Annotated in this window: 23 protein-coding genes; 11 read left to right on the top strand and 12 right to left on the bottom strand. The window is 67.5% G+C overall.

The genetic code is table 11. The features are described from left to right. Positions 1-47: 47 nt before the first annotated feature. Positions 48-1484 (bottom strand): flavin reductase family protein, encoded by a 1437-nt coding sequence (locus BC102111_RS10500; RefSeq protein WP_009380151.1) that lies wholly within the window; start codon positions 1482-1484, stop codon positions 48-50. Continuing rightward, entirely contained in the window at positions 1481-2731 is a 1251-nt protein-coding gene (locus BC102111_RS10495; RefSeq protein ID WP_231882143.1) for an aromatic ring-hydroxylating oxygenase subunit alpha, read from the bottom strand. The genes BC102111_RS10500 and BC102111_RS10495 overlap by 4 nt, the downstream gene beginning before the upstream one ends. 199 nt (positions 2732-2930) lie before the next feature. On the opposite strand from BC102111_RS10495, the gene BC102111_RS10490 reads away from it, so the two are divergent. Both BC102111_RS10490 and fdhA read left to right on the top strand, forming a co-directional pair. After that, positions 2931-3863: a LysR family transcriptional regulator gene (locus BC102111_RS10490; RefSeq protein ID WP_101624280.1), complete on the top strand. Its 933-nt coding sequence runs from the start codon at positions 2931-2933 to the stop codon at positions 3861-3863. A gap of 539 nt (positions 3864-4402) precedes the next feature. After that, entirely contained in the window at positions 4403-5617 is a 1215-nt protein-coding gene (gene fdhA / locus BC102111_RS10485; protein WP_063248711.1) for a formaldehyde dehydrogenase, glutathione-independent, read from the top strand. Between the two features lie 84 nt (positions 5618-5701). Here fdhA and BC102111_RS10480 read toward each other — a convergent pair whose 3' ends face one another. Then, entirely contained in the window at positions 5702-6910 is a 1209-nt protein-coding gene (locus tag BC102111_RS10480) for a M20 metallopeptidase family protein (RefSeq protein ID WP_095375243.1), read from the bottom strand. Positions 6911-7076: 166 nt separating this feature from the next. Between BC102111_RS10480 and BC102111_RS10475 the strand changes: the two genes are divergently transcribed. The 7 genes from BC102111_RS10475 to BC102111_RS10450 all read left to right on the top strand — a co-directional run bounded on the left by BC102111_RS10475 (position 7077) and on the right by BC102111_RS10450 (position 12396). Then, positions 7077-7643, top strand: a complete 567-nt coding sequence (locus tag BC102111_RS10475; protein WP_095375244.1) for a dihydrofolate reductase family protein — start codon at positions 7077-7079, stop codon at positions 7641-7643. Positions 7644-7748: 105 nt separating this feature from the next. Beyond that, positions 7749-8498: a SurA N-terminal domain-containing protein gene (locus tag BC102111_RS10470; protein WP_095375245.1), complete on the top strand. Its 750-nt coding sequence runs from the start codon at positions 7749-7751 to the stop codon at positions 8496-8498. 272 nt (positions 8499-8770) lie between these two features. Then, complete coding sequence (locus BC102111_RS10465) at positions 8771-10144, top strand: L-lactate MFS transporter (RefSeq protein WP_063248721.1); 1374 nt, start codon at positions 8771-8773, stop codon at positions 10142-10144. A gap of 17 nt (positions 10145-10161) precedes the next feature. Further along, entirely contained in the window at positions 10162-10332 is a 171-nt protein-coding gene (locus BC102111_RS17805) for a hypothetical protein (RefSeq protein WP_180960620.1), read from the top strand. 148 nt (positions 10333-10480) lie between these two features. Further along, positions 10481-10900, top strand: coding sequence for a MarR family winged helix-turn-helix transcriptional regulator (locus BC102111_RS10460; protein ID WP_063248722.1), 420 nt, complete (start codon positions 10481-10483; stop codon positions 10898-10900). Positions 10901-10931: 31 nt separating this feature from the next. Continuing rightward, on the top strand, positions 10932-11540 hold the full coding sequence (locus tag BC102111_RS10455; protein ID WP_101624279.1) for a DUF998 domain-containing protein: 609 nt from the start codon (positions 10932-10934) through the stop codon (positions 11538-11540). A gap of 91 nt (positions 11541-11631) precedes the next feature. Further along, positions 11632-12396, top strand: coding sequence for a TVP38/TMEM64 family protein (locus BC102111_RS10450; RefSeq protein WP_232252535.1), 765 nt, complete (start codon positions 11632-11634; stop codon positions 12394-12396). A gap of 26 nt (positions 12397-12422) precedes the next feature. Here BC102111_RS10450 and BC102111_RS10445 read toward each other — a convergent pair whose 3' ends face one another. The 9 genes from BC102111_RS10445 to paaA form a co-directional block, all read right to left on the bottom strand. Then, positions 12423-13202, bottom strand: coding sequence for an enoyl-CoA hydratase/isomerase family protein (locus BC102111_RS10445; RefSeq protein WP_232252534.1), 780 nt, complete (start codon positions 13200-13202; stop codon positions 12423-12425). Continuing rightward, complete coding sequence (locus BC102111_RS10440) at positions 13196-13978, bottom strand: 3-hydroxyacyl-CoA dehydrogenase family protein (RefSeq protein ID WP_232252825.1); 783 nt, start codon at positions 13976-13978, stop codon at positions 13196-13198. The genes BC102111_RS10445 and BC102111_RS10440 overlap by 7 nt, the downstream gene beginning before the upstream one ends. A 110-nt stretch (positions 13979-14088) precedes the next feature. After that, positions 14089-14958, bottom strand: coding sequence for an enoyl-CoA hydratase/isomerase family protein (locus tag BC102111_RS10435; protein WP_373270481.1), 870 nt, complete (start codon positions 14956-14958; stop codon positions 14089-14091). Next, positions 14955-16121, bottom strand: a complete 1167-nt coding sequence (locus tag BC102111_RS10430; protein WP_101624277.1) for a thiolase family protein — start codon at positions 16119-16121, stop codon at positions 14955-14957. Before BC102111_RS10430 ends, BC102111_RS10435 begins: the two co-directional genes overlap by 4 nt. 98 nt (positions 16122-16219) lie before the next feature. Next, a complete protein-coding gene (gene paaE, locus BC102111_RS10425) occupies positions 16220-17350 on the bottom strand; it encodes a 1,2-phenylacetyl-CoA epoxidase subunit PaaE (RefSeq protein WP_232252533.1) in 1131 nt (376 codons plus the stop codon). A 1-nt stretch (position 17351) separates the two neighbouring features. Next, positions 17352-17873 (bottom strand): 1,2-phenylacetyl-CoA epoxidase subunit PaaD, encoded by a 522-nt coding sequence (gene paaD / locus BC102111_RS10420; RefSeq protein ID WP_101624276.1) that lies wholly within the window; start codon positions 17871-17873, stop codon positions 17352-17354. After that, positions 17873-18853: a 1,2-phenylacetyl-CoA epoxidase subunit PaaC gene (paaC, locus tag BC102111_RS10415; RefSeq protein WP_101624275.1), complete on the bottom strand. Its 981-nt coding sequence runs from the start codon at positions 18851-18853 to the stop codon at positions 17873-17875. The genes paaD and paaC overlap by 1 nt, the downstream gene beginning before the upstream one ends. A 14-nt stretch (positions 18854-18867) precedes the next feature. After that, a complete protein-coding gene (gene paaB / locus BC102111_RS10410; protein WP_101624274.1) occupies positions 18868-19194 on the bottom strand; it encodes a 1,2-phenylacetyl-CoA epoxidase subunit PaaB in 327 nt (108 codons plus the stop codon). Next, positions 19191-20189 carry a 1,2-phenylacetyl-CoA epoxidase subunit PaaA gene (gene paaA, locus BC102111_RS10405; protein WP_101624273.1) on the bottom strand — a complete coding sequence of 333 codons (999 nt, stop codon included), beginning with the start codon at positions 20187-20189 and terminating at the stop codon, positions 19191-19193. Before paaA ends, paaB begins: the two co-directional genes overlap by 4 nt. Positions 20190-21186: 997 nt before the next feature. Here paaA and BC102111_RS10400 point away from each other — a divergent pair. Together BC102111_RS10400 and BC102111_RS10395 are read left to right on the top strand one after the other, a co-directional pair. Then, a complete protein-coding gene (locus tag BC102111_RS10400; protein ID WP_180960619.1) occupies positions 21187-22509 on the top strand; it encodes a stealth family protein in 1323 nt (440 codons plus the stop codon). 16 nt (positions 22510-22525) lie between these two features. Further along, positions 22526-25186, top strand: a complete 2661-nt coding sequence (locus BC102111_RS10395) for a bifunctional glycosyltransferase/CDP-glycerol:glycerophosphate glycerophosphotransferase (protein ID WP_101624271.1) — start codon at positions 22526-22528, stop codon at positions 25184-25186. The last annotated feature ends 94 nt before the right edge of the window (positions 25187-25280 follow it).

Here is a 25280-nt window from a genome sequence, read left to right as displayed (position 1 = left end):
TTCTCCTTGCTGTGGTGAAGCTGCGGTGGAAATCTGGGGTGACGCCCTCAGGCGTCGATGACGAGATCGGACTTCGCCGTCGAGCAGCAGGGAAGGAACTTCCCCGCTTCGATCTCGCGTGAGCGGATGCCGCCCTGATGGTTCATGTCGACCTCCCCGTCGAGTTTGACGACCTTGCACGAACCGCACATGCCCTCCTGGCAGTTCGCCCCGATGCGCACCCCGGCCTTCCTCGCGGCGTCGAGGATGACGACGTCGGAGGCGACGCGGACGTTGATGCCCGAGCGCAGGAAGGCCATCGTGTGCTCGCCTTCTCCCACGGTAGCGAAGCCGGAGGTCTCCTGGGGTCTCGATTCGCCATCGACTTCGGCCACCCCGGCTGCCGCCTCGGCGAGGGCAGCAGGGGCGTCGACGGGGACGGGAGCGTCGGCGGGCACGGCCTCGAGGGGTGCGCCGACCGCCTCGACGGGACCCTCGGCGCCGTACTCGGGTTCGTAGAGGTCGAAGGCCGCCGGCTGCTGTTCGTAGTACTCCTCGGCCGAGGACGCGATCTCGCCGGCGATCTCACCGGCCAGGGCGACCTCCTCGGCGTATTCGAGGCGGGTGGCGCGGTCGCCGGAGAAGAACTCCATGAAGATCGACGTGTCGTCGACCCCGACCCGGGCCAGGCAGTCCGTCGCGGTGTTGAGGTAGCCCTCGGGCCCGCACGCGAAGACCTGACGGCCGTTGGCGTCGGGGACGACCTCGTCGAGGAGCTCGGCCGAGAGTCGTCCTGTCCGCCCCGTCCACTCCGATGACTGCGGGTCCGTCTGCGCCCGATCGCCGAGGCAGTAGACGACCTGAATCCGGAAGTCGGCCTTCTCGAGGAAGTCGAGTTCGTCGGTGAACGCGAAGCGGTCGGGGGCCGAGCCGTGATAGACGAGGATGACGTCGGCCTGCCCGGGCAGCGAGTGGATGGTGCGGATCATCGACATGAGCGGGGTGATCCCGGCGCCGGCGGCGAGGAAGAGATAGCGCGCGCGTCGGTCCCAGTCGGCGAGGTGGAAGGCCCCGACGGGTCCGAGCATCTCGAGCACCGTGCCCGGCCGGATCGACTCGTGCGCCCACGGGGAGACAAGGCCGGACGGGTCGAGTTTGATCGTCACGGAGAACGTCCACGGTTCGGTGGGCGCGGACGAGAGCGAGTAGCTGCGGGACTCCGGCTCCGCCTCGGCGCCGTAGATGGGGAAGTCGATGTTGACGTACTGACCCGACCGGAACGCGAGCGGGGCACCGTCGGTGCGGCGGAAGACGAAGGTCATCATGTCCCCGGCCTCGGGGATCGTCTCGACGCATTCGGCGGTGAACTCCTGCGGATGCCACGGACCGAGCGCCGTCGCCGCCCCGGCCGGACCCGCGGTCGAACCGAGCACCCGGTTCCACGGCATCTCGAGGCCCCGGATCCGCTGCGCGAGCGGGATCGTGGGGTCATCGATCGTCCTCATTCCACGTGCTCCCGCATCCTCATCACGTACCAGTTGATGAAGGCCTCGACCTGATATTCGCTCTTCATGTACGGACCCTGCTCGTAGAAGGGGCTGCCCGCGCCCTGCTGGCAGAGCTCGACGAAGGCCTTGTCCTGGAGGTTCGTCTGCTTCCACGTGTGCGTGAGCGTCTCGAGGTCGTAGTCGACGCCTTCGACGGCGTCGTCGGCGACGAGCCACGTCGTGCGCACGAGCGTCTGGTGCGCGTTGATCGGGTACGCCCCGAAGGTGATGACATGATCGCCGAGGAGGTGGAACCAGCTGTTGGGCTGCAGGTGCATCGAGCACCGGCCGAGGCGGAAGTCGGGCAGGTCGCCGAGCAGCTTCTTCGACAGCCGGCGCCCGTCGGCGGAGAACGACTCCCCCTCCCCGTCGAGGGATTCCCGGGAGATGCGGATGCCGGCGACCCGAGTGTCGAGCTCCTCGATGACCTCGTAGGGCAGACCGTAGCGGCGGCACCGGTACTCGAGAGAGGCCTGCGCCTGCTGGTTGCGCTCCCACACGTCAGCCAGGTGCGGGGGCACCGTCTCATCGGTGAGCCCCCACGTGGGGAAGAGCGAGCAGGCGAGTTCGGGGTGGCCGTCGCAGTGGTAGCACTCGCGGTTGTTCTCCATGACGAGCTTCCAGTTGCCCTCCTCGACGATGGTCTGCTGGTAGGCGACCTTCGTCTTCGCCAGCTCGTGCGGGGCGATGTAGGGGGCGAAGAGCTCTGCCACCTCGGCGAAGTCCGCAGGCGGTTCGTCGGCGAGGCAGAGGAAGACGAGGCCGGCGACGACCGTGGCATGGGCACGCTTGAGCGCGTAGCAGGCCTTGTCGAAGGTCATCTCCCCCGGCGCCGAGGCGTGGATGAGGTCCCCGTCGGGCGAATAGGTCCACGAGTGGTAGCCGCACACGAGGTTGCCCGTCGTCCCCGACTCAGCGGTGAGCACGCGGGCGCCGCGGTGGCGGCAGACGTTGTGGAGGACGTTGACGCCGCCGTCGTCGGTGCGGAGCACGATGAGCGAGTAGGGACCGTAGTCGAGGGTGATGTAGTCCCCGGGTTCGGGGATCTCGGCGACGCTGCACGCGAAGACCCAGTGGCGGCCGAAGATCGCCTGCATGTCGAGGTTGAAGAGGTGGTCGTCGGTGTAGAACGGGGCCTCGAGTGAGAATCCCTGACGTCTGGTGTCGAGGAGGAGGCGGATCTCGTCGAGTCTCTCCTCGCTGATGCCGGCCGGAAAGCCCTTCTTCGTCGGTGCCAGATTGGTCGCGGTCAAATTCCCATCCCCCTCGATGCCGGTGAGTGTGCGATCAGCGGCGCCATCGCCCTGCAGCCGTGTCGCTGCTGTCACGATAGAACAGCCTGACACTGCACGAAAAGCGCGAGATCCTGCGGGACAATGTGCGGAATGAGTGCATAATGTCTCCATGATCGATCCGCGTCTCATCACGCTGCGGACCTTCGCCGAGACCGGCACGATCGCTGCCACCGCGGAGCTCACCGGATACTCCCCCTCGGCGGTGTCCGCGCAGCTGCGCGACCTCCAGAATTCGCTGGGGATGACGCTTCTGACCAAGGACGGACGCGGCCTGCGGCTGACGGCGACCGGCCGCTATCTCGTCCGCCGCTCCGACCGGCTCATCTCCGTGTGGGAGGAGATCCGCGCCTCGTCGTTCACCGCCGGCGACCAGGCACCTTCCCATTTCGGCATCGGCGGGTTCTCCACCGCCTCGGCGAACCTCCTCGCTCCGCTCGCCGCGCATCTGCGCAGCACCCACCCCGACGTCCGCGTCCACATCGTCGAGGCGAGTCCGAGCCGGTGCTTCGACCTCCTCGTCGCCGAGCGCATCGACCTCGCCGTCGTCGTCTCCCCGCAGGGGGACTCCCGGGCCGAGAACGATGCACGCTTCGAGAAGGTCGACCTCCTCGACGACCCGCTCGACGTCATGGTCCCCTCCGACCATCCTGTCGCCGGACGCGATTCGGTGACGCTGTCCGAACTCGCCGGCGAGGACTGGATCACGGCGATGCCCGGCTCGCCCTATCACGCGCTCTTCATCGCCGCGTTCACCGCCGCCGGCGTGACCCCGACGATCGCCCATGAGTCCGTCGAGTGGGAGACCTCGGCGGCACTCGTCGGCGCCGGCGTGGGGGTCAGCCTCGTGCCCCGGCTCGCGAGCCTCGCCGGCGAAGCCAATGTGCGACGGGTGAGGCTGACCGGTACCGGGCGTCTGAGCAGGAAGATCATCGCCGCGGTGCGCACCGGCAGCCGCGGATCGCCGCTCATCCGGGAGTCCCTGCGCCACCTCAAGGCGACGTCGCAGCGGATTCTCGCCACCCGCCTCGGCGAGGCGGACTGAGACGCCGGGGACGCGGCGGCGCGGGCCGGCGGCGCGACGGCGGCGCGGGCGGCGCGGGCGGCTCTGGCACTTCGACGCGGTGAACCGACAAATACGCGGTAAGCAGACCGCGTTTTTGTCGGTTGACCGCGTCGGTGGCTGTGGCGGCACGCTGAGGCGGCACGGCGGCAGCGCGGGCCGGCAGCATGGCGGGGAACCACCTCGACGCTTCGACTCGGGCGACCGCCTCGGCGCCTCGACTCGGTCAACCGACATATACGCGGTTAGCAGACCGCGTTTTTGTCGGTTGACCGCGTCGATGGCTGTGGCGGCACGCTGAAGCGGCACCGCGAGGCGGGCTGAGACGCCGGGTCTCCGCCCTCGGTATGCCCTTCCGGACCTCCACGGGTTCGATTAACGTGGCAAGCGATGGGGTGTTGACAAACTCTTCCCCGCGCAACGAGACTGACACCACGTCTGATACAAGACTGATATTTCAGGAGGCCGATCGGCTCTCCCGCCGATCGCCTCAGCGATTCCGTCCGAACGGAGGCTCAAGGATGAGCAACAAGGCAGTCAGCTACGCAGGTCCCGGCAAGGTCGAGGTCATCGACACCGAATACCCCGAGTTCGTCCTCAAGGACGGTCCGGGCGTCAACCCCGCCAACGTCGGCCGGAAGGTCGATCACGGCGTCATCCTCAAGACGGTCGCGACGAACATCTGCGGCTCTGACCAGCACATGGTCCGCGGTCGCACGACCGCTCCCGAGGGGCTCGTCCTCGGGCACGAGATCACCGGCGAGGTCGTCGAGGTCGGCAGGGACGTCGAGTTCGTCAAAGTCGGGGACCTCGTCTCGGTGCCGTTCAACATCTCGTGCGGTCGGTGCCGCAACTGCAAGGAGGGCAAGACGGGCATCTGCCTCAACGTCAATCCCGACCGCCCGGGCTCGGCGTACGGCTACGTCGACATGGGCGGCTGGGTCGGCGGCCAGGCCGAGTACGTGCTCGTGCCCTACGCCGACTGGAACGTCCTCAAGTTCCCCGACAAAGACCAGGCGATGGAGAAGATCCTCGACCTCACGATGCTCTCGGACATCTTCCCCACCGGGTTCCACGGTGCCGTCGGCGCCGGCGTGCAGGTGGGGTCGACGGTCTACGTCGCCGGTGCCGGTCCCGTCGGACTCGCCGCAGCCACCTCGGCGCTGCTCCTCGGTGCCGCCGTCGTCATCGTCGGCGACCTCAACGAGGACCGGCTCGCGCAGGCGCGCAGCTTCGGCTGCGAGACGGTCGATGTCTCGAAGGGCGACCCGAAGGATCAGATCGAGCAGATCCTCGGCACCCCGGAGGTCGACTGCGGCATCGACGCCGTCGGCTTCGAGGCCCGCGGGCACGGCAAGGACGCGAGCCATGAGGCTCCGGCGACCGTGCTCAACTCGCTCATGGAGATCACGCGCGCCGGCGGCAGCCTCGGCATCCCCGGGCTCTACGTCACCGGCGATCCGGGTGCCGTCGACGAGGCGGCGAAGGAAGGGTCGCTGTCGATGCGCTTCGGCCTCGGCTTCGCGAAGTCCCACGTCTTCGTCACCGGCCAGTGCCCGGTGATGAAGTACAACCGCGGCCTCATGCAGGCGATCCTCCACGACAAGGTCTCGATCGCGAAGAACGTCAACGCGACCGCGATCGGCCTCGACGAGGCGCCCCAGGGCTATGCGGACTTCGACTCCGGAGTGGCGAAGAAGTTCGTCCTCGACCCCCACGGGCTCATCCGCGCCTGAGTCCCCGGCCACCGAGACCGCCGCTCAACGCCGAGACCGACACTTCCACCCGTCGGTCTCGGTGCGAAGTGTCGGTCTCGGTGCTCAGTCGGTCGTCTCCCCCGCCTCGTCGAGGAGTCGTGCGTACGCGAGGTGGGCGAGCGCTGCCGCCTGGTCGCCGAGGAGACCGTCGTCGAACTGCACGCGCGGGGAGTGGTTCGTCTCCGCGTCCGGGTCGATGCCCACGGGTGTGGCACCGAGGAAGACGAAGGCACCGGGCACCCTCTCGAGCACGAAGGAGAAGTCCTCGGACCCCATCCGCGGATGCTCGAGGGTGGCGACGTTCTCCTCCCCGAAGAGTCCGCGCAGACGCTGGGTGACCAGGGCCGCCTCGGCGGGGTCGTTGACCGTGACCGGGAACCCGACCTCGAAGTCCACCGAGGCGGTGCACCGGTGGGCCCGCGCGATTCCCTCGGCGATCTCTCCGACCCGCTCCTGAAGCAGGGCCAGCGATTCGGCGGAGAGGAAGCGGATCGAGGCGGCGAGCGACGCATCGTCGGGGATGACGTTCGTCGCCTGCGCGCCCTGCAGCTGAGTGACGGTGACGACGACGGGATCGAAGATGTCGAACGACCGGGTCGTCATCGTGTTGAGCGCGAGCGCGAGCTCGGCGACCGCGGGCACCGGGTCCCGCGTCGCCTGCGGCTGCGAACTGTGTCCGCCGGCCCCGTGGATGGTGACGTGGAGGTCGGCGAATCCGGCCATGAGCGGCCCACCCCTCGTCGTGAACCGGCCGCGCACATCGGCCTCGACGTGGATGCCGTAGGCGGCGACGACCGGCACTCCCGCCGCCTCGAGGACGCCCTCGGCGATCATCGGCTCGGCGCCGCCGTCGCTCTCCTCCGCGGGCTGGAACATGAAGATCACCGAGCCGGGCAGCTCATCGCGGTGTACGGCGAGCAGTCGGGCCGCCCCGACGAGGCCGGCCGTGTGGAGGTCGTGCCCGCACGCGTGCATGTTCCCATTCGTCGACGCGAAGTCGAGCCCGGTCTCCTCGGTCACCGGCAGCGCATCCATGTCCCCACGCAGCAGCACCGCGGGTCCCGGGCGTCCTCCCCTGAGGACCGCCACCACCGAGGTGAGCGAATCCCCCGTGCTCACCTCGAGTCCCAGCCCCGCGAGGGCCTCGAGCACCTGAGCCTGCGTGAAGGGCAGATCGGTGCCGAGTTCGGGGTTCGCGTGGAGGGTGCGGCGGAGGGTGACGAGGTCGGGGAGGATGGACTGCGCAGCGCTGCGGAGATCAGGGATCGACATGCCTCCGATCCTAGTTCGATGCGCCGGTATTCCCCGCCCGGTCCACCTCCCGAGCGATCGACCTCTCGCGCTCGTCGGCGCTTGGGCGTAGCGTTGTCGGCAACCGGGCCTGTGGCGGGACCGACGACGCAGCGCCCACGGGCGGGCCCCGACGAAGGAGTCAGCAGTGCGCATCATCATCACGCAGAACGTCACCCTCGACGGCCGGGTCGAGATGCTCGACGACTGGTTCGACCCGCAGGCCCAGGACGATGAGCTCCTCGCCGAGGTGAGGAGCCAGACCACCCGCGAGCAGCTCCTCCTGCTCGGTCGGCAGACGTTCGAGGACTTCCGCAGCTACTGGCCGGGGAAGACCGATGACACGACGGGCATCTCCGCGCAGATGGACAAGGTCGACAAATGGGTGTTCTCCTCGACCATGACCGATCCCCAGTGGGAGAACTCGCGGGTGATGAGCACCGACCCCCGCCTCGTCGTCGCGGGACTGCGCGATCAGCCGGGCCTCGACGCGATCCTCACCGGCAGCATCACGCTCGCCCACGAGCTCATCACCGCCGGCCTCGTCGATGAGTACCGGATGTTCACCTATCCCGTCTGGCAGGGCCGCGGTCGCGGTTTCTTCCCCGACGGGCACCGGCAGCCTCCGCTCACCCTGCTCGATTCGAAGGCGTTCGGCAATGGCGTCGTCTACTCGGCGTACACTCCCGCCGGCGAGGTCCCGACGAGCCTGTGAGCGCCGCGCCCGGGCCGTCCACCCGCCGCGCACCCGCCGGGCGCACAGCTCGCAATGATCCGCGCCTGTTAGCCTGGCAGGCTGAATCGAGACACAGGAGTGATTGTGCCAAAGACCAAATGGTGGGTCGGACTCGCCGTGTCCCTCTCCGTCGCAGCGCTTGCCGGGTGCGGATCCTCCGGCGAGGACTCCGGTCCGGCGGTGACTTCGCCGGCGGCCGAAGCGAGCCAGGACGGCGCGCCGAACACCGCCGACATCCCCGACGTCGTCGCCGAGGTCAACGGCGAGACGATCACGAAGGACGACTTCGTCCCCCTCTACGAGACCCAGTACCAGCAGATGATGATGCAGGCCCAGCAGGGTGGGCAGCCCGTCGACGAGGAGGGGCTGAAGAAGCAGACCGCCGAGAACCTCGTGAGCACGAAGCTGCTCAGCCAGGAAGCCGACAAGCGCGGGATCGAAGCCACCGACGACGACGTCTCCACCGCCCTCGACGAGACCGCCCAGGCCTCTCAGATGAGCAAAGACGACTTCCTCGCGGCGATGGCGGATCAGGGCATGGACGAGAAGAAGGTCCATGAGGAGCTGCGCACCCAGCTGAAGATCGAGGACCTCATCGCCGATGAGTTCGGCGAGTTCGAGGTCACCGACGAGGAGATCGGTGCCGCCTATCAGCGGGCGAAGGATCAGCAGGAGCAGATGGCGTCCCAGTCCGGCCAGGAGGCGCAGGTCCCCTCGCTCGACGAGATGCGCCCGCAGCTCGAAGAGCAGGTCAAGGGTGAGAAGTCGACCGAGGCGACCCAGAAGTTCGCGGGCGAACTGCGTGACAAGGGAGACGTCACGATCAATCTCTGATCTGCGGATTCCGTGCCCACAAGCTCACCTGAACTCATTCGGGGCAGCGATGCCCGCTCCCACGCGGATCGCACCTGTAGTGGATCGTTCAACCACCCGCCTCGGCGGGGATGACACGCTCGATCCTGAGGAATTTCCCCATGGATCTCGCAATATCCATGTGAGGCCTCTAGTCTGTATGGGATGAACGCGGTTCCCACCGGACCGCATTGGCACACCGCTTCCCCTCGCCGTCGTCGACGACCCGGGAAGCACAGACGAAAAGGGTCCCCATGGCTTCCGTACTCTCTCGGTCAGCGATCGTCGCGCCGAAGGACTTCAACCGATGGCTGATGCCGCCGGCGGCATTGGCGATCCACCTGTGCATCGGCCAGGTCTACGCCTTCAGCGTCTTCAAGAATCCCTTCATGGCGCACTTCGACGCGGGTGAGATCTCGATCGGCTGGATCTTCTCGATCTCGATCCTCATGCTCGGCATCTCCTCGGCGATCTTCGGCACATGGGTCGAGAAGGCCGGGCCCCGCGCCTCGATGGTCGCCGCCGGCACGTGCTGGGTCGCAGGCTTCCTCATCTCCGCCCTCGGGATCATGACCGGGCAGCTGTGGCTCGTCTACTTCGGCTACGGCTTCATCGGCGGCATCGGACTCGGCATCGGCTACATCTCGCCGGTCTCGACCCTGATGAAGTGGTTCCCCGACCGTCCGGGCCTGGCCACGGGCCTGGCGATCATGGGCTTCGGCGGCGGAGCGCTCATCGCGAGCCCCCTGTCGAACCAGCTCATGTCCTTCTACGGCGGCGGCAGCGAACCGGAGAACCTCGTCGCCGGTCTCACCCCGACGTTCCTCACCCTCGGCATCATCTACGCCGTCGTCATCGCCGCCGGCGCCTACGTCATCCGCGTCCCGCACCCGGACTGGAAGCCCGAGGGCTTCGACCCGTCGACGATCAAGGCCAAGCCGATGCAGACGACCGGCAACGTCTCGGCGAAGAACGCCGTGCGCACCCGCCAGTTCTGGCTGCTGTGGATCGTCCTCTTCCTCAACGTCACCGCCGGCATCGGCATCCTCGAGAACGCCGCCCCGATGATCCAGGCCTACTTCGGCATCACGGCCGCAGCCGCCGCCGGGTTCGTCGGCCTCCTCTCGATCGGCAACATGGCCGGCCGTTTCGTGTGGTCGACGACGTCGGACTACCTCGGCCGGAAGAACAACTACATGATCTACCTCGGCGGCGGAGCCATCCTCTACCTCGTCGTCGCACTCTTCGGCGGCGGGTCGATCGTCCTCTTCGTCGCAGCGACGCTCCTCATCATCTCGTTCTACGGCGGCGGCTTCGCGACGATCCCCGCCTACCTCAAGGACCTCTTCGGGGTCTTCCAGGTCGGCGCGATCCACGGCCGCCTGCTCACCGCCTGGTCGGCCGCGGGTGTGGCCGGTCCGCTCATCGTCAACTCGGTCGTCGAGGCCGGGGAGAAGGCCGGCAAGACCGGACCCGAGCTCTACACCCCGGGCATGTTCATCATGGTCGGCGCCCTGGCCATCGGCTTCGTCGCGAACCTGCTCGTCACCCCGGTCAAGGACAAGTACCTCGAACCCACGACCGCCGAGGCGACCCCGAAGTCCGCATCGACGGCTGAGACCGACTGAAGGAAGGAGGAGAAGTCATGAGCAGCTCCGAGACCTGGTCATCGGTTCCCGCCACCGGCTCCCCGCAGTCGCCCGTCGGCGGCATGTACAAGGTGGTCGGCTCCGCACTCACCGTCGTCGTCATCGGCGGCCTCGCGTGGGGCCTCACCCTGACCGTGATCAAAGCCGTGGCGATCTTCACCGGCTGAGCTTCGTCCCCACCGGTCCCTCCCCGCCGAGGCGGCCGGACGACGGCCCCGCCCCGGACCCTCCGTCCGGGCCGGGGCCGTCGGCATGTGCGCACCCCGTCCGGGCATCCTCTTGCCACCCATTAACTTAAGTGTTTAACTTAGTGTCATGGACCTCGCCTTCGAACTCCACGACCTCGTGCGCACCCTCGACCGGTGGGCCGAGCGGATCCTCGCGCCGGAGGGCCTGAGCTACAACCAGTACGTCGCCCTGGTCATCCTCGGCCAGCACCCGGGAATCACCGGACGCACCCTGGCCCGGTCCCTCGGCGTCACCGAGGCGGCCGGCAGCGGCATCGTCAAGGCCCTGCTCAGCGCGGGGTACGTCGACAACCGGGCCGCGGCCGGTTCGGGGAACCGACGCGAACTCCACCTCACCTCGGCGGGTGAGGAGAAGGCCGAGCAGTGCGGACGCCTCCTCGGGAGCTCACTCGACGACAACGCCCGCACGATCGGCCTCGACCCGCAGGCCCTCGCCCAGACGATCCGCGACCTCCACGACGAAGTCCGCACCGTCCGCAACCCGTAACCCCTCTCGCACCTCTCCTCCAGGAGCTCTCATGGCAATGACCTTGGCCCTTCTCGCCCTCGTCCTCGGACTCGCCCGGCTCGGTGTCTTCGTCGCCCTCCACCTCGTGCCCAGCGACTACTCGATCGTCTCCCACGCCGTCAGCGACTACGCGGTCGGACCGACGCGAAGGCTGAGTTCGGTCATGACCTGGCTGACCGCGGGATTCTGGGCACTCCTCGCCGGAGCGGTGATCACCGGCGTCCCCGACTGGTCGGATGCCACGGGCATCACGATCGCCCTGCTCGTCCTTGCGGGGATCTTCGTCGCCCTCCCCTTCGCCCCCACCGACCTCGAGGGTGAGAAGACGACGCTCGTCGGCCGGCTCCACTACCTCTTCGCGATCGCCTGGTTCGCCCTCAGCTACGCGTGCATGGGCAACTTCACCCGTCTCTTCACCGCCGAGGGCCCCGCGTGGCTCGCCTCGACGCTGGCCGTCATCGGGTGGATCGCCGCGATCTCGCTGGCCGTAAGCGTCCTCGTCCTCGTCGTCTCGAGGCTGCGGCCGAAGGTCTTCGGCATCTCCGAGCGGATCTTCATCCTCTCGGTGAGCCTCTTCTACATCGGCGTCGCCGCCGGACTGATGATGCTCAGCGCCTGAGATAGCCAGCTCCGCCCCGCTCACCCCGGTCCACCTTCCGCCCCGAGCCCGCCCGGGCCCCTCCGACGTCCTTGAGGCGTACACTCGATCCGTGCCGACGACGAACCCCAAGACCCCACCCCGCATACGCGGACGTCTCGCGTGGGGGTCGATCGTGCGCAACGCGGCCCTCGCCGTCGTCGTCCTCGCCGGACTCTGGCTCGTGGTCAACGTCCACCTGCCAACTCCCCGCGCGCTCCAGGATGAGATCGCCGAGGCGGGCGCGTGGGGCTTCGCCGTCTTCGTCGCCCTCGCCACGGTGGTCGCGGCCACCCCGATCCCGGTGACGATCGTCGCCGTCGCCGGTGGGCTCGCGTTCGGTCTGCCGCTGGGAACCCTGCTCACGCTCATCGGCATCGTCCTCGGAGGGTATGCCGGGTACTGGATCGCCCGCGGCCTCGGCCGTCCGACCGCGAGGAAGATGCTCGGCTCCCACGCCGAGGCGGTCGAAACCCAACTCCACGGCGGCGGCTTCTACGCGGTGTGCACACTCCGCCTCCTGCCGGGTCTGCCGTACTGGCCGGTCAACTACGGCAGCGGCGCCTTCGGGATCGACAATCGCACGTTTCTCACGGCCACGACGATCTCCTCGCTACCCGGCCTTTTCGCCCTCGTCGGCATCGGGGCCTTCATCGGCGACCCGAGCATTGCCAACGCTATCGCCGTCGGCGTCGCCTGGGTCCTCGTCGGCACACTGACGATCCTCGCATTCCGTCGCTGGCGAGCGACGACCCGGGAACCTGCGGCCCGGAACGGCATCGACGAGCGCGACAACCGGGGGAATCCGGGACCCGTCACCGAGGCGGCCGACGGCTGAGGGTATCAGAACGCCCGGCCAGCGCCCTACCCGAAGTTCGGCTTGCGGCGCTCCTGGAAGGCGCGGAAGCCCTCCGCGTAGTCGGGGGTGCGTCGGGCCGTCTCCTGGAGGTGCGCTTCGGCGTCGAGGACCTCGGCGAACGAGGGCCGTTCGTCGGCGAGCCTCTGGACGAAGTCCTTCTCCATCGCATACGCCTCGGCGGGGCCGGTGACGATCCGGGCGAGCTTCGCCTCGACGAAGTCCCCGAGTTCGGCCGCGGGGACGGCGCGGGAGACGATTCCCGTCGCCGCCGCCTCGGCGCCGGACATGAAGTCACCGGTGACGATGAGGTCCATCGTCCGGTGGTAGCCGACCCGGTCGAGGAAGACGTGGTGCGCGCCGGAGTCGAGCATCGCCCCGATCGCGGCGAACGGCGAGCCGAACTTCGCGTCCTCGGCGGCGTAGATGATGTCGGCGGCCGCGGCGACCCCGAAGCCGAGCCCGAGGGCCGCCCCCTGGACCTGGGCGACGACGGGGATGGAGAGGCCGCGGATGGCCTGGACGATCGGGGCGAACACCTCGGCGAGGAACGCGTACGCGTCGTCGGTCTCGACGTCGACGGCGGAGATGTCGCGACCCGAGCAGAACACCTTCCCCTCACCGCGGATGAGGAGGACGCGGACGGCGGGCACGGACTCGGCGACCGTCGACACCGCCTCGGCGAGGGCACGGAGGTTGTCGGCGTCGAGGGCGTTGCGGGACTCGGGCCCATCGAGGACGATCTCGGCGATCGGCCCCCGGGTGGTCAGTCGGATCTCGGTCACCATTCGTAGAACCCCTTGCCCGTCTTGCGGCCGAGTTCGCCGGCGGCGACCTTGTCACGGAGCAGCTGGGGTGGGGCGAAGCGGGGACCGAGTTCGCGTTCGAGGTGCTCGGCGATGCCGAGGCGGACGTCGAGGCCGACGATGTCGGTCGTCTTCAGCGGTCCCGCCGGGTGCCGGTAGCCGAGCGTCATCGCGGTGTCGATGTCCTCGGCGCTGGCCACGCCCTCTTCGACCATGCGCACCGCCTCGAGGGCGAGCGCGACGCCGAGGCGCGAGGACGCGAACCCGGGAGAGTCAGTGACCGTGATCGGCGTCTTGCCGAGACCGGCGACCCAGTTCGTCGCGGCAGTGACGAGGTCGGGCGAGGTGCGGGAGCCGACGACGATCTCGACGAGGTCGGAGACCGGGACGGGGTTGAAGAAGTGGAGGCCGATGAGGGCCTGGGGACGGGGCAGGACGGAGGCGAGCTCGTCGATCGAGAGTGAACTCGTGTTCGTCCCGATGCTCGCCGCCGGGGCGAACTTCGCGATGTCGGCGAGGACGCGCTGCTTGAGGGCGACGTCCTCGGGGACGGCTTCGACGACGAGCAGCGCCTGGTCGAGCAGGGTCGGGTCGCGGACGACCTCGACCCGGCCGGGGACCTCGAGGCCCTTCGCGCGGGACTTCTCGATCGAGGCCTCGACGCGCTCCCGGGCCGCGGCCGCGGTCTCCTCGGTGTTCTCGATGACGATGACGCGGGCGCCGGCGCTCGCGAACGCGTGGGCGATGCCCGCCCCCATCCGGCCGCCGCCGTAGACGCCGACGGTGTCAGGCACGTAGGCCCTGTCCTCGGTCGCCGGACGCGCCTCGTCGGTCGCGCCGGGGGCCGCCTGTGACTGGTTCTGCTCGCTCACTCGTGACCGGCCTCTCTCTTCTCCTGCTGCTTCTTCTCACGCCGCTTCTCCTCGCGCCGGGCGAGGAAGGCGTCCATCCGGGCGAACTTCTCGTCGGTCTCGAAGAGCACCGCCTGGGCGACGTTGTCGATGAGGGGGTGCGCCTCGCGGGGGGCGTGGAACGCCGACTTCGTCAGCCGCACGGCCAGGGGCGCGAAGCTCGCGATCCGGTCGGCGAGCGCCTCACCCGCGGCCTCGAGTTCCTCGGGGTCGACGACGTCGTTGAGGAGGCCGATGCTGCGGGCCTCATCGGCCTGGAGCGTGCGTCCGGCGAGGAGGATCTCCTTGGCCCGGGGCTCTCCGACGAGTTCGCGCAGACGCCATGCGGCACCGGCAGCGGCGAGGATGCCGAGACCGGGTTCGGGGTTGCCGATCTTCGTCGCCGGTGTCCCGATGCGGAAGTCGCACGCGAACGCGAGTTCCGCTCCCCCGCCGAGGGCGTAGCCGTCGATGAGGCCGATGACAGGCATCGGCAGGTCGAGGATGCGGCTGAAGATCTTCGAGTTGATGCCGGCGAGCGCATCGTCGCGGCGGCGCTCGCGCAGCTGCCCGATGTCGGCTCCGGCGGCGAAAGTCCCTCCGGTGCCGGTGAGGATCGCGACCTGCGGGTGCGCCTCGAGTTCGGCACACACCTCGTGGAGGGCCTCGACCATCGTCAGGTCGATCGCATTGCGCACCTCGGGGCGGTTGAGCCGGATGACCATCCGGTCGTCCCGACGTTCGACGAGCAGTGGGGAGGCGTCGTCGGCCGTGGAGTCGTCGCTCGCGGCGATGCCGCTCGCTGAGGCGTTCCCGGTTCCGTCGCCCTGCGACGCAGCCGTGCTCACGGGCGTTCCAGGAGGACGGCCGAACCCTGACCCACGCCGACGCACATCGTCGCGAGCCCCCGCTGATCCTCGCCCTGCTCCATGCGGTTGAGCAGGGTGAGCGTGATGCGGGTGCCCGAGGCGCCGAGAGGATGGCCGAGCGCGATCGCCCCGCCGAACTGGTTGACGATGTCCGGGTTGAGCCCGAGATCGCGGATGCACGCGAGCGACTGCGAGGCGAAGGCCTCGTTGAGTTCGACGGCGTCGAGGTCGTTCACACTCCAGCCGACCCGGGCGAGCGCCTTCTCGGACGCGGGGACCGGGCCGATGCCCATGATCTCCGGGGGCACGCCGGCGCTGGCTCCGGCGACGACGCGAGCGCGCGGGTCCAGGCCGTGCTTCTCGGCGTAGCGGTCGGAGACGAGGATCGTCACGGCGGCGCCGTCGTTGAGCGACGACGAGTTGCCGGCGGTGATGACGCTGCCCTCGCCGTGGAGGGCGCGCAGCTTCGCGAGTTTCTCCGGGGTCGTGTCCGGGCGTGGACCTTCGTCCTTGCTCACATCGCCGATGGGAAGGATCTCGGGGTCGAACTTCCCCTCGTCCTGCGCGGCGAGCGCCCGCTGGTGGGAGGCGAAGGCGAAGTCGTCGAGCTCCTCGCGGGTGAGGTTCCATCGCTTCGCGACGTTCTCGGCTGTCTCCGGCATCGAGTAGGTGACATTCTCCCCGAACTGCGGGTTGGGGAAGCGCCAGCCGATCGACGTGTCGAAGGACTTCCCGGGCTTCGCCCAGGCCTTCGAGGGCTTCTCGACCACCCAGGGCGCGCGGGTCATCGACTCGACGCCGCCGGCGACGACGACGTCGGCGTCTCCGGCCGCGATCATCGCCCGGCCCTGGATGATCGAGGTCAGTCCCGAGGCGCACAGCCGGTTGACGGTGAAGCCGGGGATCGAGTCGGGCAGGCCGGCGAGGAGGACGGCCATGCGAGCGACGTTGCGGTTGTCCTCCCCGGCCTGGTTCGCCGCCCCCATGATCACCTCGTCGATGTCGGCGGGGTCGATGCCGGTGCGGTCGACGACGGCCTTCAGGGTCGTCGCGAGGAGGTCGTCGGGCCGCTGGTCGGCGAGTGCGCCTCCGTAGCGGCCGATGGGCGTGCGCAGTCCGTCAAGGATGAATGCCTCGGGCATGATGCTCCTTCAAGTCGGTTCAGACGAGTCGATCGTAACGCCTGCCACATCAGGCCGGGGCAGGGGGCCGGATGGCGGTATCGCCACCCACACCGGGGTCAGGAGTCGAAGTCGATGGTGACTTCGTCGCTGACTGGGAACGTCTGGCAGGTGAGGACGAACTTCGCCTCCACCTCGGCGTCCTCGAGGGCGTAGTTGCGGACCATGTCGACCTCGCCCGCGCACACCTTCGCCCGGCACGTCCCGCACACCCCGCCCTTGCACGCGAACGGCAGATCGGAGCGGGACTCCTGCGCGGAGTCGAGGATGGTCTTGCCCTGCGCCATCGCCGAGGTGGTCCGCCGTCCGTCGAGGATGACCGTGACCTCGCTCGTCGCCCCTTCGAGGACCTTGTCGGCGTGGACGACCTCGGGTGGGGGCTCGTCGACGTAGAAGAGCTCGAAGTGGACCTTCTCCTTGGGCACCCCGAGCTCGTCGAGCACCGTACGGGCGTCGCCGAGCATTCCGAAGGGACCGCACAGCCACACATGGTCGATGTCGCCGACGGGCACGAGGTAGGTGAGCAGCTGGCGCAGCTTCTCCTCGTCGAGGCGGCCGGAGAAGAGTTCGACCTCGCGGGGTTCGCGGGAGAGGACGTGGACGAGGTCGAGCTGCTGGTTGCGGGCGTCCTTGAGGTCGGCGAGCTCCTCGGCGAACATCACGGTGTTCGTCGAGCGGTTGCCGTAGAGGAGGGTGACGGAGGCATCGGGGTTGGTGAGCACCGTCGTCGCGATCGAGAGCATCGGGGTGATCCCGGAGCCGGCGGCGATGCACAGGTGCTTGCCGCCGAGGCTCGCGTCGGCCCGGAAGCTGCCGCTGGGCGGCTGGACCTCGATCGTCTCACCGGGGCGGACATCGCGGACGAGCCAGCGGGAGAAGAGGCCGTCGGGGATCTCGCGGACGCCGATGCGTGGGGCAGCTCCCGCGGGAGCGCAGATGGAGTAGGTGCGGCGGTGCTCGACGCCGTCGATCATCCGACGCAGGGTGAGCGACTGTCCGGCGGCGAAGTCGAAGAGCTCGGCCACCTCGGCGGGCACGTCGAAGGTCACGGCCGCGGAGTCCTCGGTGAGGTGCTCGACGGACCTGACGGTGAGCGGGTGGAAGCCGGTGCGGTCAGCGGCCTGACCCGTGGACTCCGCGGGGGCGGTCTGGCCGACAGTCTCGGCATCTCGGCCGATCGTCTCGGTCATCTCAGATCTCCTTCACGTGTTCGAACGGTTCGAGGCAGTCACGGCACTGGTACATCGCCTTGCAGGCGGTGGGACCGAACTCCGAGGTGAGCGCCACGTTGCCCGATCCGCACAGGGTGCACACGATCGCGCGGCGGGTGGGCATGAGGGTGAGCGCGACGGGCCCCTGCCGGCGCGGCGCCTGGCCGGGCGGGGAGATGCCGGCCTCGGCAAGCGCCTCCCGGCCCTCCGCGGTGATCCAGTCGCTCGACCAGGCCGGGGTGAGGGAGACGCGGATCTCCGCGTCTGGGAATCCTGCGTCCTCGAGTTCGCGCTGGAGGTCATCGCGCATCGTCGCCATCGCCGGGCAGCCCGAATACGTCGGGGTGATCGTCGCGACGACGTGGTCGTCCTCGAGCGTGACGTCCCGAAGCACGCCGAGGTCGACGAGCGTGAGCATCGGCATCTCCGGGTCGGTGACCCGGGCGGCGGCGGCACGGGCCCGGTCGACCGCCTCGGCGGGGGATTCCAGGGTCGCGTTCATCACCACTGGCCCTGCGGGTGGGCGCGGGCGACGACCTGCATCTCGGCGAGCATGCGGGAGAGCGCCTCGGTGTGGAGCCCGTCGCGGCCCTTCTTGCCACGGACCCCGGCGAGTGCTCCCGCCTCCGGGCGGTCGAGGCCGGCGGCGGCGAAGACCTGGTCGAGGATGACACCGGCCTCGTCGGCCACCTCGGCGGGGTCGACGCCGATGCCGGCCTCGGCCACCGAGGCCTCGATCGGGTGGGTCTCGAAGAGCTCGGACCACAGCGGCCACAGGCCGCTCAGTGCGGTGAGCAGGCGAGCACGGGACTCCTCGGTGCCCTGGGCCAGGGTGACGACCCAGCGGCCGGCGAAGTCGCGGTGGTAGGACATCTCCTTGACGCCCTTGGCGGCGATCGCCGAGAGCACGGAGTCGCGGCTGGCGGTGAGGCGTTCGAAGAGGGCGAGGCGCCAGGTGGAGTAGATGAGGATCTTCGCGACCGCCTCGGCGAAGTCGCCGTTGGGGACCTCGGCGAGGCGGACGTTGCGGAAGTCCATGTCCTCGCGGAAGAAGGCGAGCCGGTCCTCGTCGGGCACCGGTGATCCCTCCGGCAGCTGCGGGACGAGGGCGGGGTCGGCTGCGGCGGCGCGCGCGAGGAGGAGGCGGGCCTGGCCGAGGAGGTCGAGGGAGATGTTCGCGAGCGCGATGTCCTCTTCGAGGTCAGGGGCGTTGGAGCACCATTCGGAGATCCGCTGGGAGAAGACGAGCGCATCGTCGCCGAGCATGAGGCAGTACTGGGCGAGCTCAGACGGGTCGACGCCGTCGGGCACGGTCGTGTCGACCCCAGCGAGCGGGTCCTCGAAGTCCGTGCCGAATGCCCAATGGGCGTCGTTGACGAGGAGGCCCGAGTAGGCGTTCTCGTGCTCGTCGTGTTCGGCCGTGGGCTCGTGGACCTCAGGGGCGTTGGATTCGTTCGCCGAGGCGGCGTTGGGAGTCGTCATGTGATGCTCTTCCCTCACATGTGCGGGACATCGTCGGGGATGTCGTAGAAGGTCGGGTGACGGTAGACCTTGTCGCCGCTCGGGGCGAACATCGGGTCCTTCTCGTCGGGGCTCGAGGCGGTGATGTCCGATGAGCGCACGACCCAGATGCTCACACCTTCGTTGCGGCGCGTGTAGACGTCGCGGGCGTGGCGGATCGCGAGCTGGTCGTCGGGGGCGTGGAGCGAGCCGACGTGGACGTGGTTGAGGCCGCGCTTGCCGCGGACGAAGACCTCGTAGAGGGGCCATTCGCCGCGCACGGTCGGGGTCGTCCCTCCGGTGGCCGGGGTGGACTCGGTCATTCTGCGGCCTCCTCGGCGGTGGTGTCGGCGGTTGCGGCGGACTGAGCATCAGCCGCGGCGTGGGCGGACTTCTCGGCGAAGGCGAGCGCGGCATCGCGCACCCACGCGCCCTCGTCCCACGCGCGCTTGCGGTGGGCGATGCGCTGCTCGTTGCAGGGCCCGTTGCCCTTGACGACGGCCCAGAACTCGTCCCAGTCGGGGGTCGAGAAGTCGTAGTGTCCGCGCTCCTCGTTCCACTTGAGGTTCTCGTCGGGGAATGTCACACCGAGTGCCTCGGCCTGCGGGATCGACATGTCGACGAACTTCTGGCGCAGCTCGTCGTTCGTGTGGGTCTTGATGCCCCACTCCATTGACTGCGCGGTGTTCGGCGAATCGTCGTCGGGGGGTCCGAACATCATCAGGGCAGGCCACCAGAAGCGGTTGACCGATTCCTGGACCATCGCCCGCTGCTCGTCGGTGCCCCGCATCATCGTCATGAGCAGTTCGTAGCCCTGGCGCTGGTGGAAGGACTCCTCCTTGCAGATGCGGATCATCGCGCGCCCGTAGGGGCCGAAGGAGGTGCGGCACAGGGGGACCTGGTTGCAGATCGCGGCGCCGTCGACGAGCCAGCCGATCGTGCCGACGTCGGTGTAGTTGAGCGTCGGGTAGTTGAAGATCGAGGAGTACTTCTGCTTGCCGGCGATGAGCTTCTCGGTGAGCTCGTTACGGCTGGCACCGAGCGTCTCGGCGGCCGAGTAGAGGTAGAGGCCGTGACCCGCCTCGTCCTGGACCTTCGCGAGCAGGATCGCCTTGCGCCGCAGGGAGGGGGCGCGGGAGATCCAGTTGCCCTCGGGCTGCATGCCGATGATCTCCGAGTGCGCGTGCTGGGCGACCTGGCGGATGAGCGTCTTGCGGTAGGGCTCGGGCATCCAGTCGCGCGGTTCGATCCGATCCTTGGCCTCGATCGTGTCGGCGAACTGCGCCTCGAGCTGCGTTTCGTTGACTTCCGTTGTCATGACCACTCCACCCCCTGGGTGCGCCCTTCCTCGTCACGCGCCCGACCCGTGTCCCGGGCGCGGCACTGCTGGTGCGGCGGGGCCGGATGAACTCCGTCATCACAGGCCGCCGGAACCGTTCGATCATTTACTGACCGTTTGTTCTGTAATGTTCTTCACCAGTGTGGCATACCCCACGCCGAGGCGCAATATCGGGACAGGGCGACTGACCTGAACCCCGAGCGGGCCTTCGAACAGCCCCAAGCGAGACCTCGCCCAAGCGGTGCCACCGATCCCCCAGCCTGCCGCCGGCGATGCGGGCACCCGAAGCCACGACGGCACAGCCGACTCGACGAGTGGTCGACCGCAGTCAATGACCTAATCCACCCCTCCCATCACGCGTTTCACCGCCGCCCCGGGGCGGGAAGACGGTCGTCGCCACCGAGGATGGGTTCGTGAGGCTCCTGAGAGCCCGAGACTCCGCAAACGCCCGCGCCCGAGAATCCGCGCCCCCATAAAAACCAAGCCACCTTTCCCTAAATGAATCGGCCGCGACCTTGAATTCTCGACTTCGAAGACAATCTTCAACTACTTCTGGTTTTGACCGCGGCAATCCCCGATGAAAAGATTGCTTCGCTCTAAAATGTGGGTGAACGAGGAATAGCGTGCGGAGGTACGGACAGTGAACGGTCTGAAGTCGACGATGAGTTCTGTCGTCGGCGGTGTTCGGCGATCAATGGTCGATTCGCTGAGCGACCGGCAGAAACTTCTGCTCTCCGAGATCCGTCATGGTGAGACGGAGTGGCAGCAGCGCATCAGGACAACCGTCCGCAGTCGCACACCGCGACCGTCCGACGCCGTCGCGCAGCGCGCTCACGACTCCCGCGCCGCACGAGCAGATAACCTCGCACAGGTACGACGCACCCTCGGTGAAGCCGGTGTCGATTTCGTCGAACTTCCGCGCAGGTCGCGCGAGAAGACGCGGATTGCGGTGCCCCGCTCCCAGATGAGATGTGTGTTGACGGCGGTCGCGCGCCTGACACCGGGTGACGGCTGGTCGAAGGCGTTCAAGAATCAGTTCGGATCGTCGGTCAGTCTGCAGAAGATGCGGCACGACCCTGGGAACGTTGCGGTCATCGAATGCCGTCGTATCGCGGCGGCTCCTGACGGTCGCCGTCTCAACGCGGAGAACGAAGAGGTGGTCATCGAGTCGTGGACGGACCTCGGGCCCAGGGAGCCTCGCATCGACGGATCGTGGCACGTTCCAGGCACACTGCACAGGGTCGTCACCCAGCCCCGCACGCTCGTCGAGTACTTCACTCCCGACGACTGGTCGGCAGCACTGGCCAATGACAACCGGACCGTGCAGCCGAGCGCCCCTGACCTGTATGAGGTCGAGGGCCCGGTCGACCTCGTCTACACCTGGGTAAACGGGGCCGACCCTAAGTGGCAGTGGAAGAAGATGGAGGCTCAAGCAAGCCTCACCGGACAGCCGATCAACAAGTCGGCGGTGTCTGACTCGCGGTTCGCCGACCGCCACGAGCTTCTCTACTCCCTGCGTTCCGTCGAGTCGTATGCGAGTTGGGCGAACCACATCTACCTCGTCACCGACGCGCAGGTCCCCGAGTGGCTCAACGTCGATCATCCCAAGATCACCGTCATCGACCACCGGGACATCTTCACCGACCCCGGCAACCTGCCAGTCTTCAACTCCCATGCGATCGAATCCCAGCTCCACCACATCCCCGGGCTGAGCGAGAACTATGTCTACATGAACGACGACTTGTTCTTCATGCGCCCGACCGAGCCTGATCTCTTCTTCACCGGAAGCGGACTCTCCCGGTTCTTCCCCTCGACGGCACCCCTCGACCTCGCCGAACCAAGCGCGCGCGATCTCCCGGTGCTCTCTGCGGCGAAGCACGGCCGCCAGTTCATGCTCGACGAACACGGCCGCCGCGTCGGCAACAAGTTCAAGCACACCCCTCACCCGCAACTGAAGTCGGTCATGACCGAATTCGAAGCGAGCCACCAAGAGCTCTTCGATCAAGTGGCGAGTTCGAAGTTCCGCCACCCCGACGACTATTCGATTGCTTCGGCGCTCTACCACTTCCACGCGTATGCGCAGGGGAAGGCCATCGACTCGGGGATCAGGTATGCCTACATGGACATCTCTCGTCCGGACGCTGAGCTCTACATGCGGCGTCTGCTGAGGAGGAAGGACCTCGACGTCCTCTGTCTCAACGACACCGACTCGTCCCCGGAGTCCCAGGACCACCTCGACGAGATCGTCAAGTGGTTCCTCAACGAGAAGTTCCCCCTACCGAGCACCTTCGAGAAGTAGAGGACGCAAGCCTCCGATGACGCGCTTCAGCCTGATCTCCGCCGTCTACAACGTGGGACGATACCTGCCGGACTTCCTCCGATCCCTCGATGACCAGACTTTCGACCATTCCGACGTCGAGATCGTTCTCGTCAACGACGGCGCGACGGACTCTTCGGCCGACGTCATCGCGGAGTGGTCAGCGACGACCGACTACTCCGTGGTCGTCGTCGATCAGAAGAATGCGGGTCAGTCCGCAGCGCGCAACGCCGGCCTCGACCACGCTTGCGGCGCTTGGGTGAGCTTCCCCGATCCGGACGATATCCTCGATCGTGACTACCTGACATCGGTCGACGCGAACCTCCGGTCCGCCGACCATGCGTCCCTGCTTGCCGCCCATCTCGTCGACTTCTGGGAGGCGAAGGGTGAGATCAGCGACTCACATCCCCTCCGGTTCCGCTTCAAGGGCGGAACTCAGGTGGTCGACCTCAACAGGTTTCCGCGGAACATCCACCTTCACGCCTCGTCCGCCTTCTTCCGCAGAGATCGGGTGGAAGAGTTCGGGATTCGCTTCGACCCTCGCATCAGGCCCGTCTTCGAAGACGCTCACTTCGTTCAGAGCTACCTCCTCGTGAGCGAGGATCCCACGATCATCTTCGACGACGATGCCCGCTATCTCTACCGGCGGCGTGCCGACGGCAGTTCGACTCTGCAGACGAGCGGGATCGACGAGCGTCGGTACACCGACGTCCTCCGCTATGGGCTTCTCGATCTGCTGCAGCGTCCGATGAGCGACAACGTGATTCCTCGCTGGCTGCAGTACGCAGTCCTCTACGACCTGTTCTGGGTCCTGCGCGCAGAGGAGTCGCTTTCACCGAAGAGCGGTCATCTGCCCTCCGCGGTAGCGGACGAATTCTGCGAACTCATGGCGGAGATCCGTTCGCTCCTCGATCCTCAGGCCATCGAGGCGTTCGATCTCATCAAAGTCTCACTCACGCAGCGTGAGGTCATGCTTCATGGATTCTCACAACGTGATTGGACGTGGGACTGCATCCAAGCCGAGGAGTACGACGCAAAGAAGAAGCTCGTCAAACTCCGCTATCACTTCACAGGTGCACAGCCGAAAGAGCAGGTGAAGTTCCGCGGTCTCGATGCTGAGCCCATGTACGCGAAGACCAGGGCGATCAGGTACCTCGGGCGACCGCTGATCTACGAACGCATCCTCTGGGTGAGCGCACGCGGAACGATCACCGTGAGTCTCGACGGCATCGAAGCCCCCATCGAGACGACGCCACCTCGACCGAAGAGATTCGTCCTGCGCCCGTCGCGCTCCGCAGCCCTGGCCGAGCAGACTTCGGTGAAAGCGATCCAGCGCAGACGGCCTCGGCTGAACATGGGCGATCGCGCAATTGCAGCCATGACGGTTTCACCGCATTACCGGCGGAAGTTCGCGAATGCGTGGGTGTTCATGGACCGACAGGCACAGGCGGGCGATAACGCAGAGCACCTTTTCAAATACGTCCGCAGACACCACCCTGATCGAAACTCCTGGTTCGTGCTCGAGGAGGGTTCGGCCGATTGGAAGCGGCTCAAGGCCGAGGGCGTGGATCGACTCGTTGCGCACGGCTCCCGCACGTGGAAAGCACTGTGCCTCAATGCGGATCTGATCGTCTCCTCGCACATCGATGTGGACGTGATCAATCCATTTGCGCTCAGCGACGGGCGCCGCCCCGTTTGGGACCACATCTTCCTTCAGCACGGCGTCACGATGAATGACATCTCGGCGTGGCTGAATACGAAGCGTCCGCGCATGGTGGTCACGAGCACCGAACCCGAGCACCGTTCGATCGTCGGCGACGGAAGCCCGTACATCCTGAGCACGAAGGAAACAGTGATGTCGGGTATGCCGCGATACGACCGGCTGTCCGAACTCGACTCCGCGATGACATCGTCCCGCTCTTCGACCATCACCGTCATGCCCACGTGGCGCAAGGATCTGGGCACTGCGTTGGCCAAGGTTGACGATCCGGTCGAGCGAGCTGAGCTGTTCCGGCGATCCGAGTGGTGGCGCAATTGGTCTGGTCTGCTGAAGTCAGTCCGCCTGCACGAAGCTGCGAGTAAGCAGGGTCTGCGTATCCGCTTCATGCCGCATCCGGGTTTCGAAGCGTACATCGGACCGGACGATCTGCCCGACGACATCGAACTCGTGCGCCATTCGACGCATGATTTCCAGACTGTACTCGTCGAAGCGGCCGCAGTCGTCACCGACCTGTCATCAGTAGCCTTCGATGCCGCCTACATCGACCGCCCCGTGATGTATTTCCAGTTCGACGCCGACTCCATCTATGGAGGCGGGCACATCGCCAAACCCGGTTACTTCTCGTTCGAGGATGACGGATTCGGCCCGGTGGCGGCCACCGTCGAAGAGGCCGCCGAAGCGGTCGAGTCGCTCGTCTCCGGCGACGATCCTCGGCTCGAGGAATACGCGCGTCGCCGTACAGCAACGTTCACACTGCCGAAGTCCGGCAACTGCGAACGCACGTACAAGGCGATCGTCCGCTCGCTCAAGGTGGTCTCACCCAAGGATGGCATCCGCCTCCATCCGAGCCCGCAGGCCCAGCCGACCCGCTACCTTGGCGCTCCAATCCCAGCTGTCCCGACTGCGATCGCCGAGACTCCGACCGTCCCGACCCCGTGATCGAACAGCCCATGGCCGGACCACGGAAGAACACCTTCCCGGCCCTCCGACTTGACAGAGACGCCGATCACAACGATATTTATTGACCAGATGG

Source organism: Brevibacterium casei CIP 102111, from assembly GCF_900169275.1.
GTDB classification, from domain to species: Bacteria; Actinomycetota; Actinomycetes; order Actinomycetales; family Brevibacteriaceae; genus Brevibacterium; species Brevibacterium casei.
The sequence above is the reverse complement of the archived record's forward strand: the minus strand, read 5'-3'. Positions and strand labels throughout refer to the sequence as shown.

Excerpts from the sequence above, each read along its gene's own strand:
- BC102111_RS10500 (WP_009380151.1), bottom strand. The coding sequence starts at position 1,484 with ATGAGGACGATCGATGACCCCACGATCCCGCTCGCGCAGCGGATCCGG.
- BC102111_RS10490 (WP_101624280.1), top strand. The coding sequence starts at position 2,931 with ATGATCGATCCGCGTCTCATCACGCTGCGGACCTTCGCCGAGACCGGC.
- fdhA (WP_063248711.1), top strand. The coding sequence starts at position 4,403 with ATGAGCAACAAGGCAGTCAGCTACGCAGGTCCCGGCAAGGTCGAGGTC.
- BC102111_RS10480 (WP_095375243.1), bottom strand. The coding sequence starts at position 6,910 with ATGTCGATCCCTGATCTCCGCAGCGCTGCGCAGTCCATCCTCCCCGAC.
- BC102111_RS10465 (WP_063248721.1), top strand. The coding sequence starts at position 8,771 with ATGGCTTCCGTACTCTCTCGGTCAGCGATCGTCGCGCCGAAGGACTTC.
- BC102111_RS17805 (WP_180960620.1), top strand. The coding sequence starts at position 10,162 with ATGAGCAGCTCCGAGACCTGGTCATCGGTTCCCGCCACCGGCTCCCCG.
- BC102111_RS10460 (WP_063248722.1), top strand. The coding sequence starts at position 10,481 with ATGGACCTCGCCTTCGAACTCCACGACCTCGTGCGCACCCTCGACCGG.
- BC102111_RS10455 (WP_101624279.1), top strand. The coding sequence starts at position 10,932 with ATGGCAATGACCTTGGCCCTTCTCGCCCTCGTCCTCGGACTCGCCCGG.
- BC102111_RS10445 (WP_232252534.1), bottom strand. The coding sequence starts at position 13,202 with ATGGTGACCGAGATCCGACTGACCACCCGGGGGCCGATCGCCGAGATC.
- BC102111_RS10440 (WP_232252825.1), bottom strand. The coding sequence starts at position 13,978 with ATGGGGGCGGGCATCGCCCACGCGTTCGCGAGCGCCGGCGCCCGCGTC.
- BC102111_RS10430 (WP_101624277.1), bottom strand. The coding sequence starts at position 16,121 with ATGCCCGAGGCATTCATCCTTGACGGACTGCGCACGCCCATCGGCCGC.
- paaE (WP_232252533.1), bottom strand. The coding sequence starts at position 17,350 with ATGACCGAGACGATCGGCCGAGATGCCGAGACTGTCGGCCAGACCGCC.
- paaD (WP_101624276.1), bottom strand. The coding sequence starts at position 17,873 with ATGAACGCGACCCTGGAATCCCCCGCCGAGGCGGTCGACCGGGCCCGT.
- paaC (WP_101624275.1), bottom strand. The coding sequence starts at position 18,853 with ATGACGACTCCCAACGCCGCCTCGGCGAACGAATCCAACGCCCCTGAG.
- paaB (WP_101624274.1), bottom strand. The coding sequence starts at position 19,194 with ATGACCGAGTCCACCCCGGCCACCGGAGGGACGACCCCGACCGTGCGC.
- paaA (WP_101624273.1), bottom strand. The coding sequence starts at position 20,189 with ATGACAACGGAAGTCAACGAAACGCAGCTCGAGGCGCAGTTCGCCGAC.
- BC102111_RS10395 (WP_101624271.1), top strand. The coding sequence starts at position 22,526 with ATGACGCGCTTCAGCCTGATCTCCGCCGTCTACAACGTGGGACGATAC.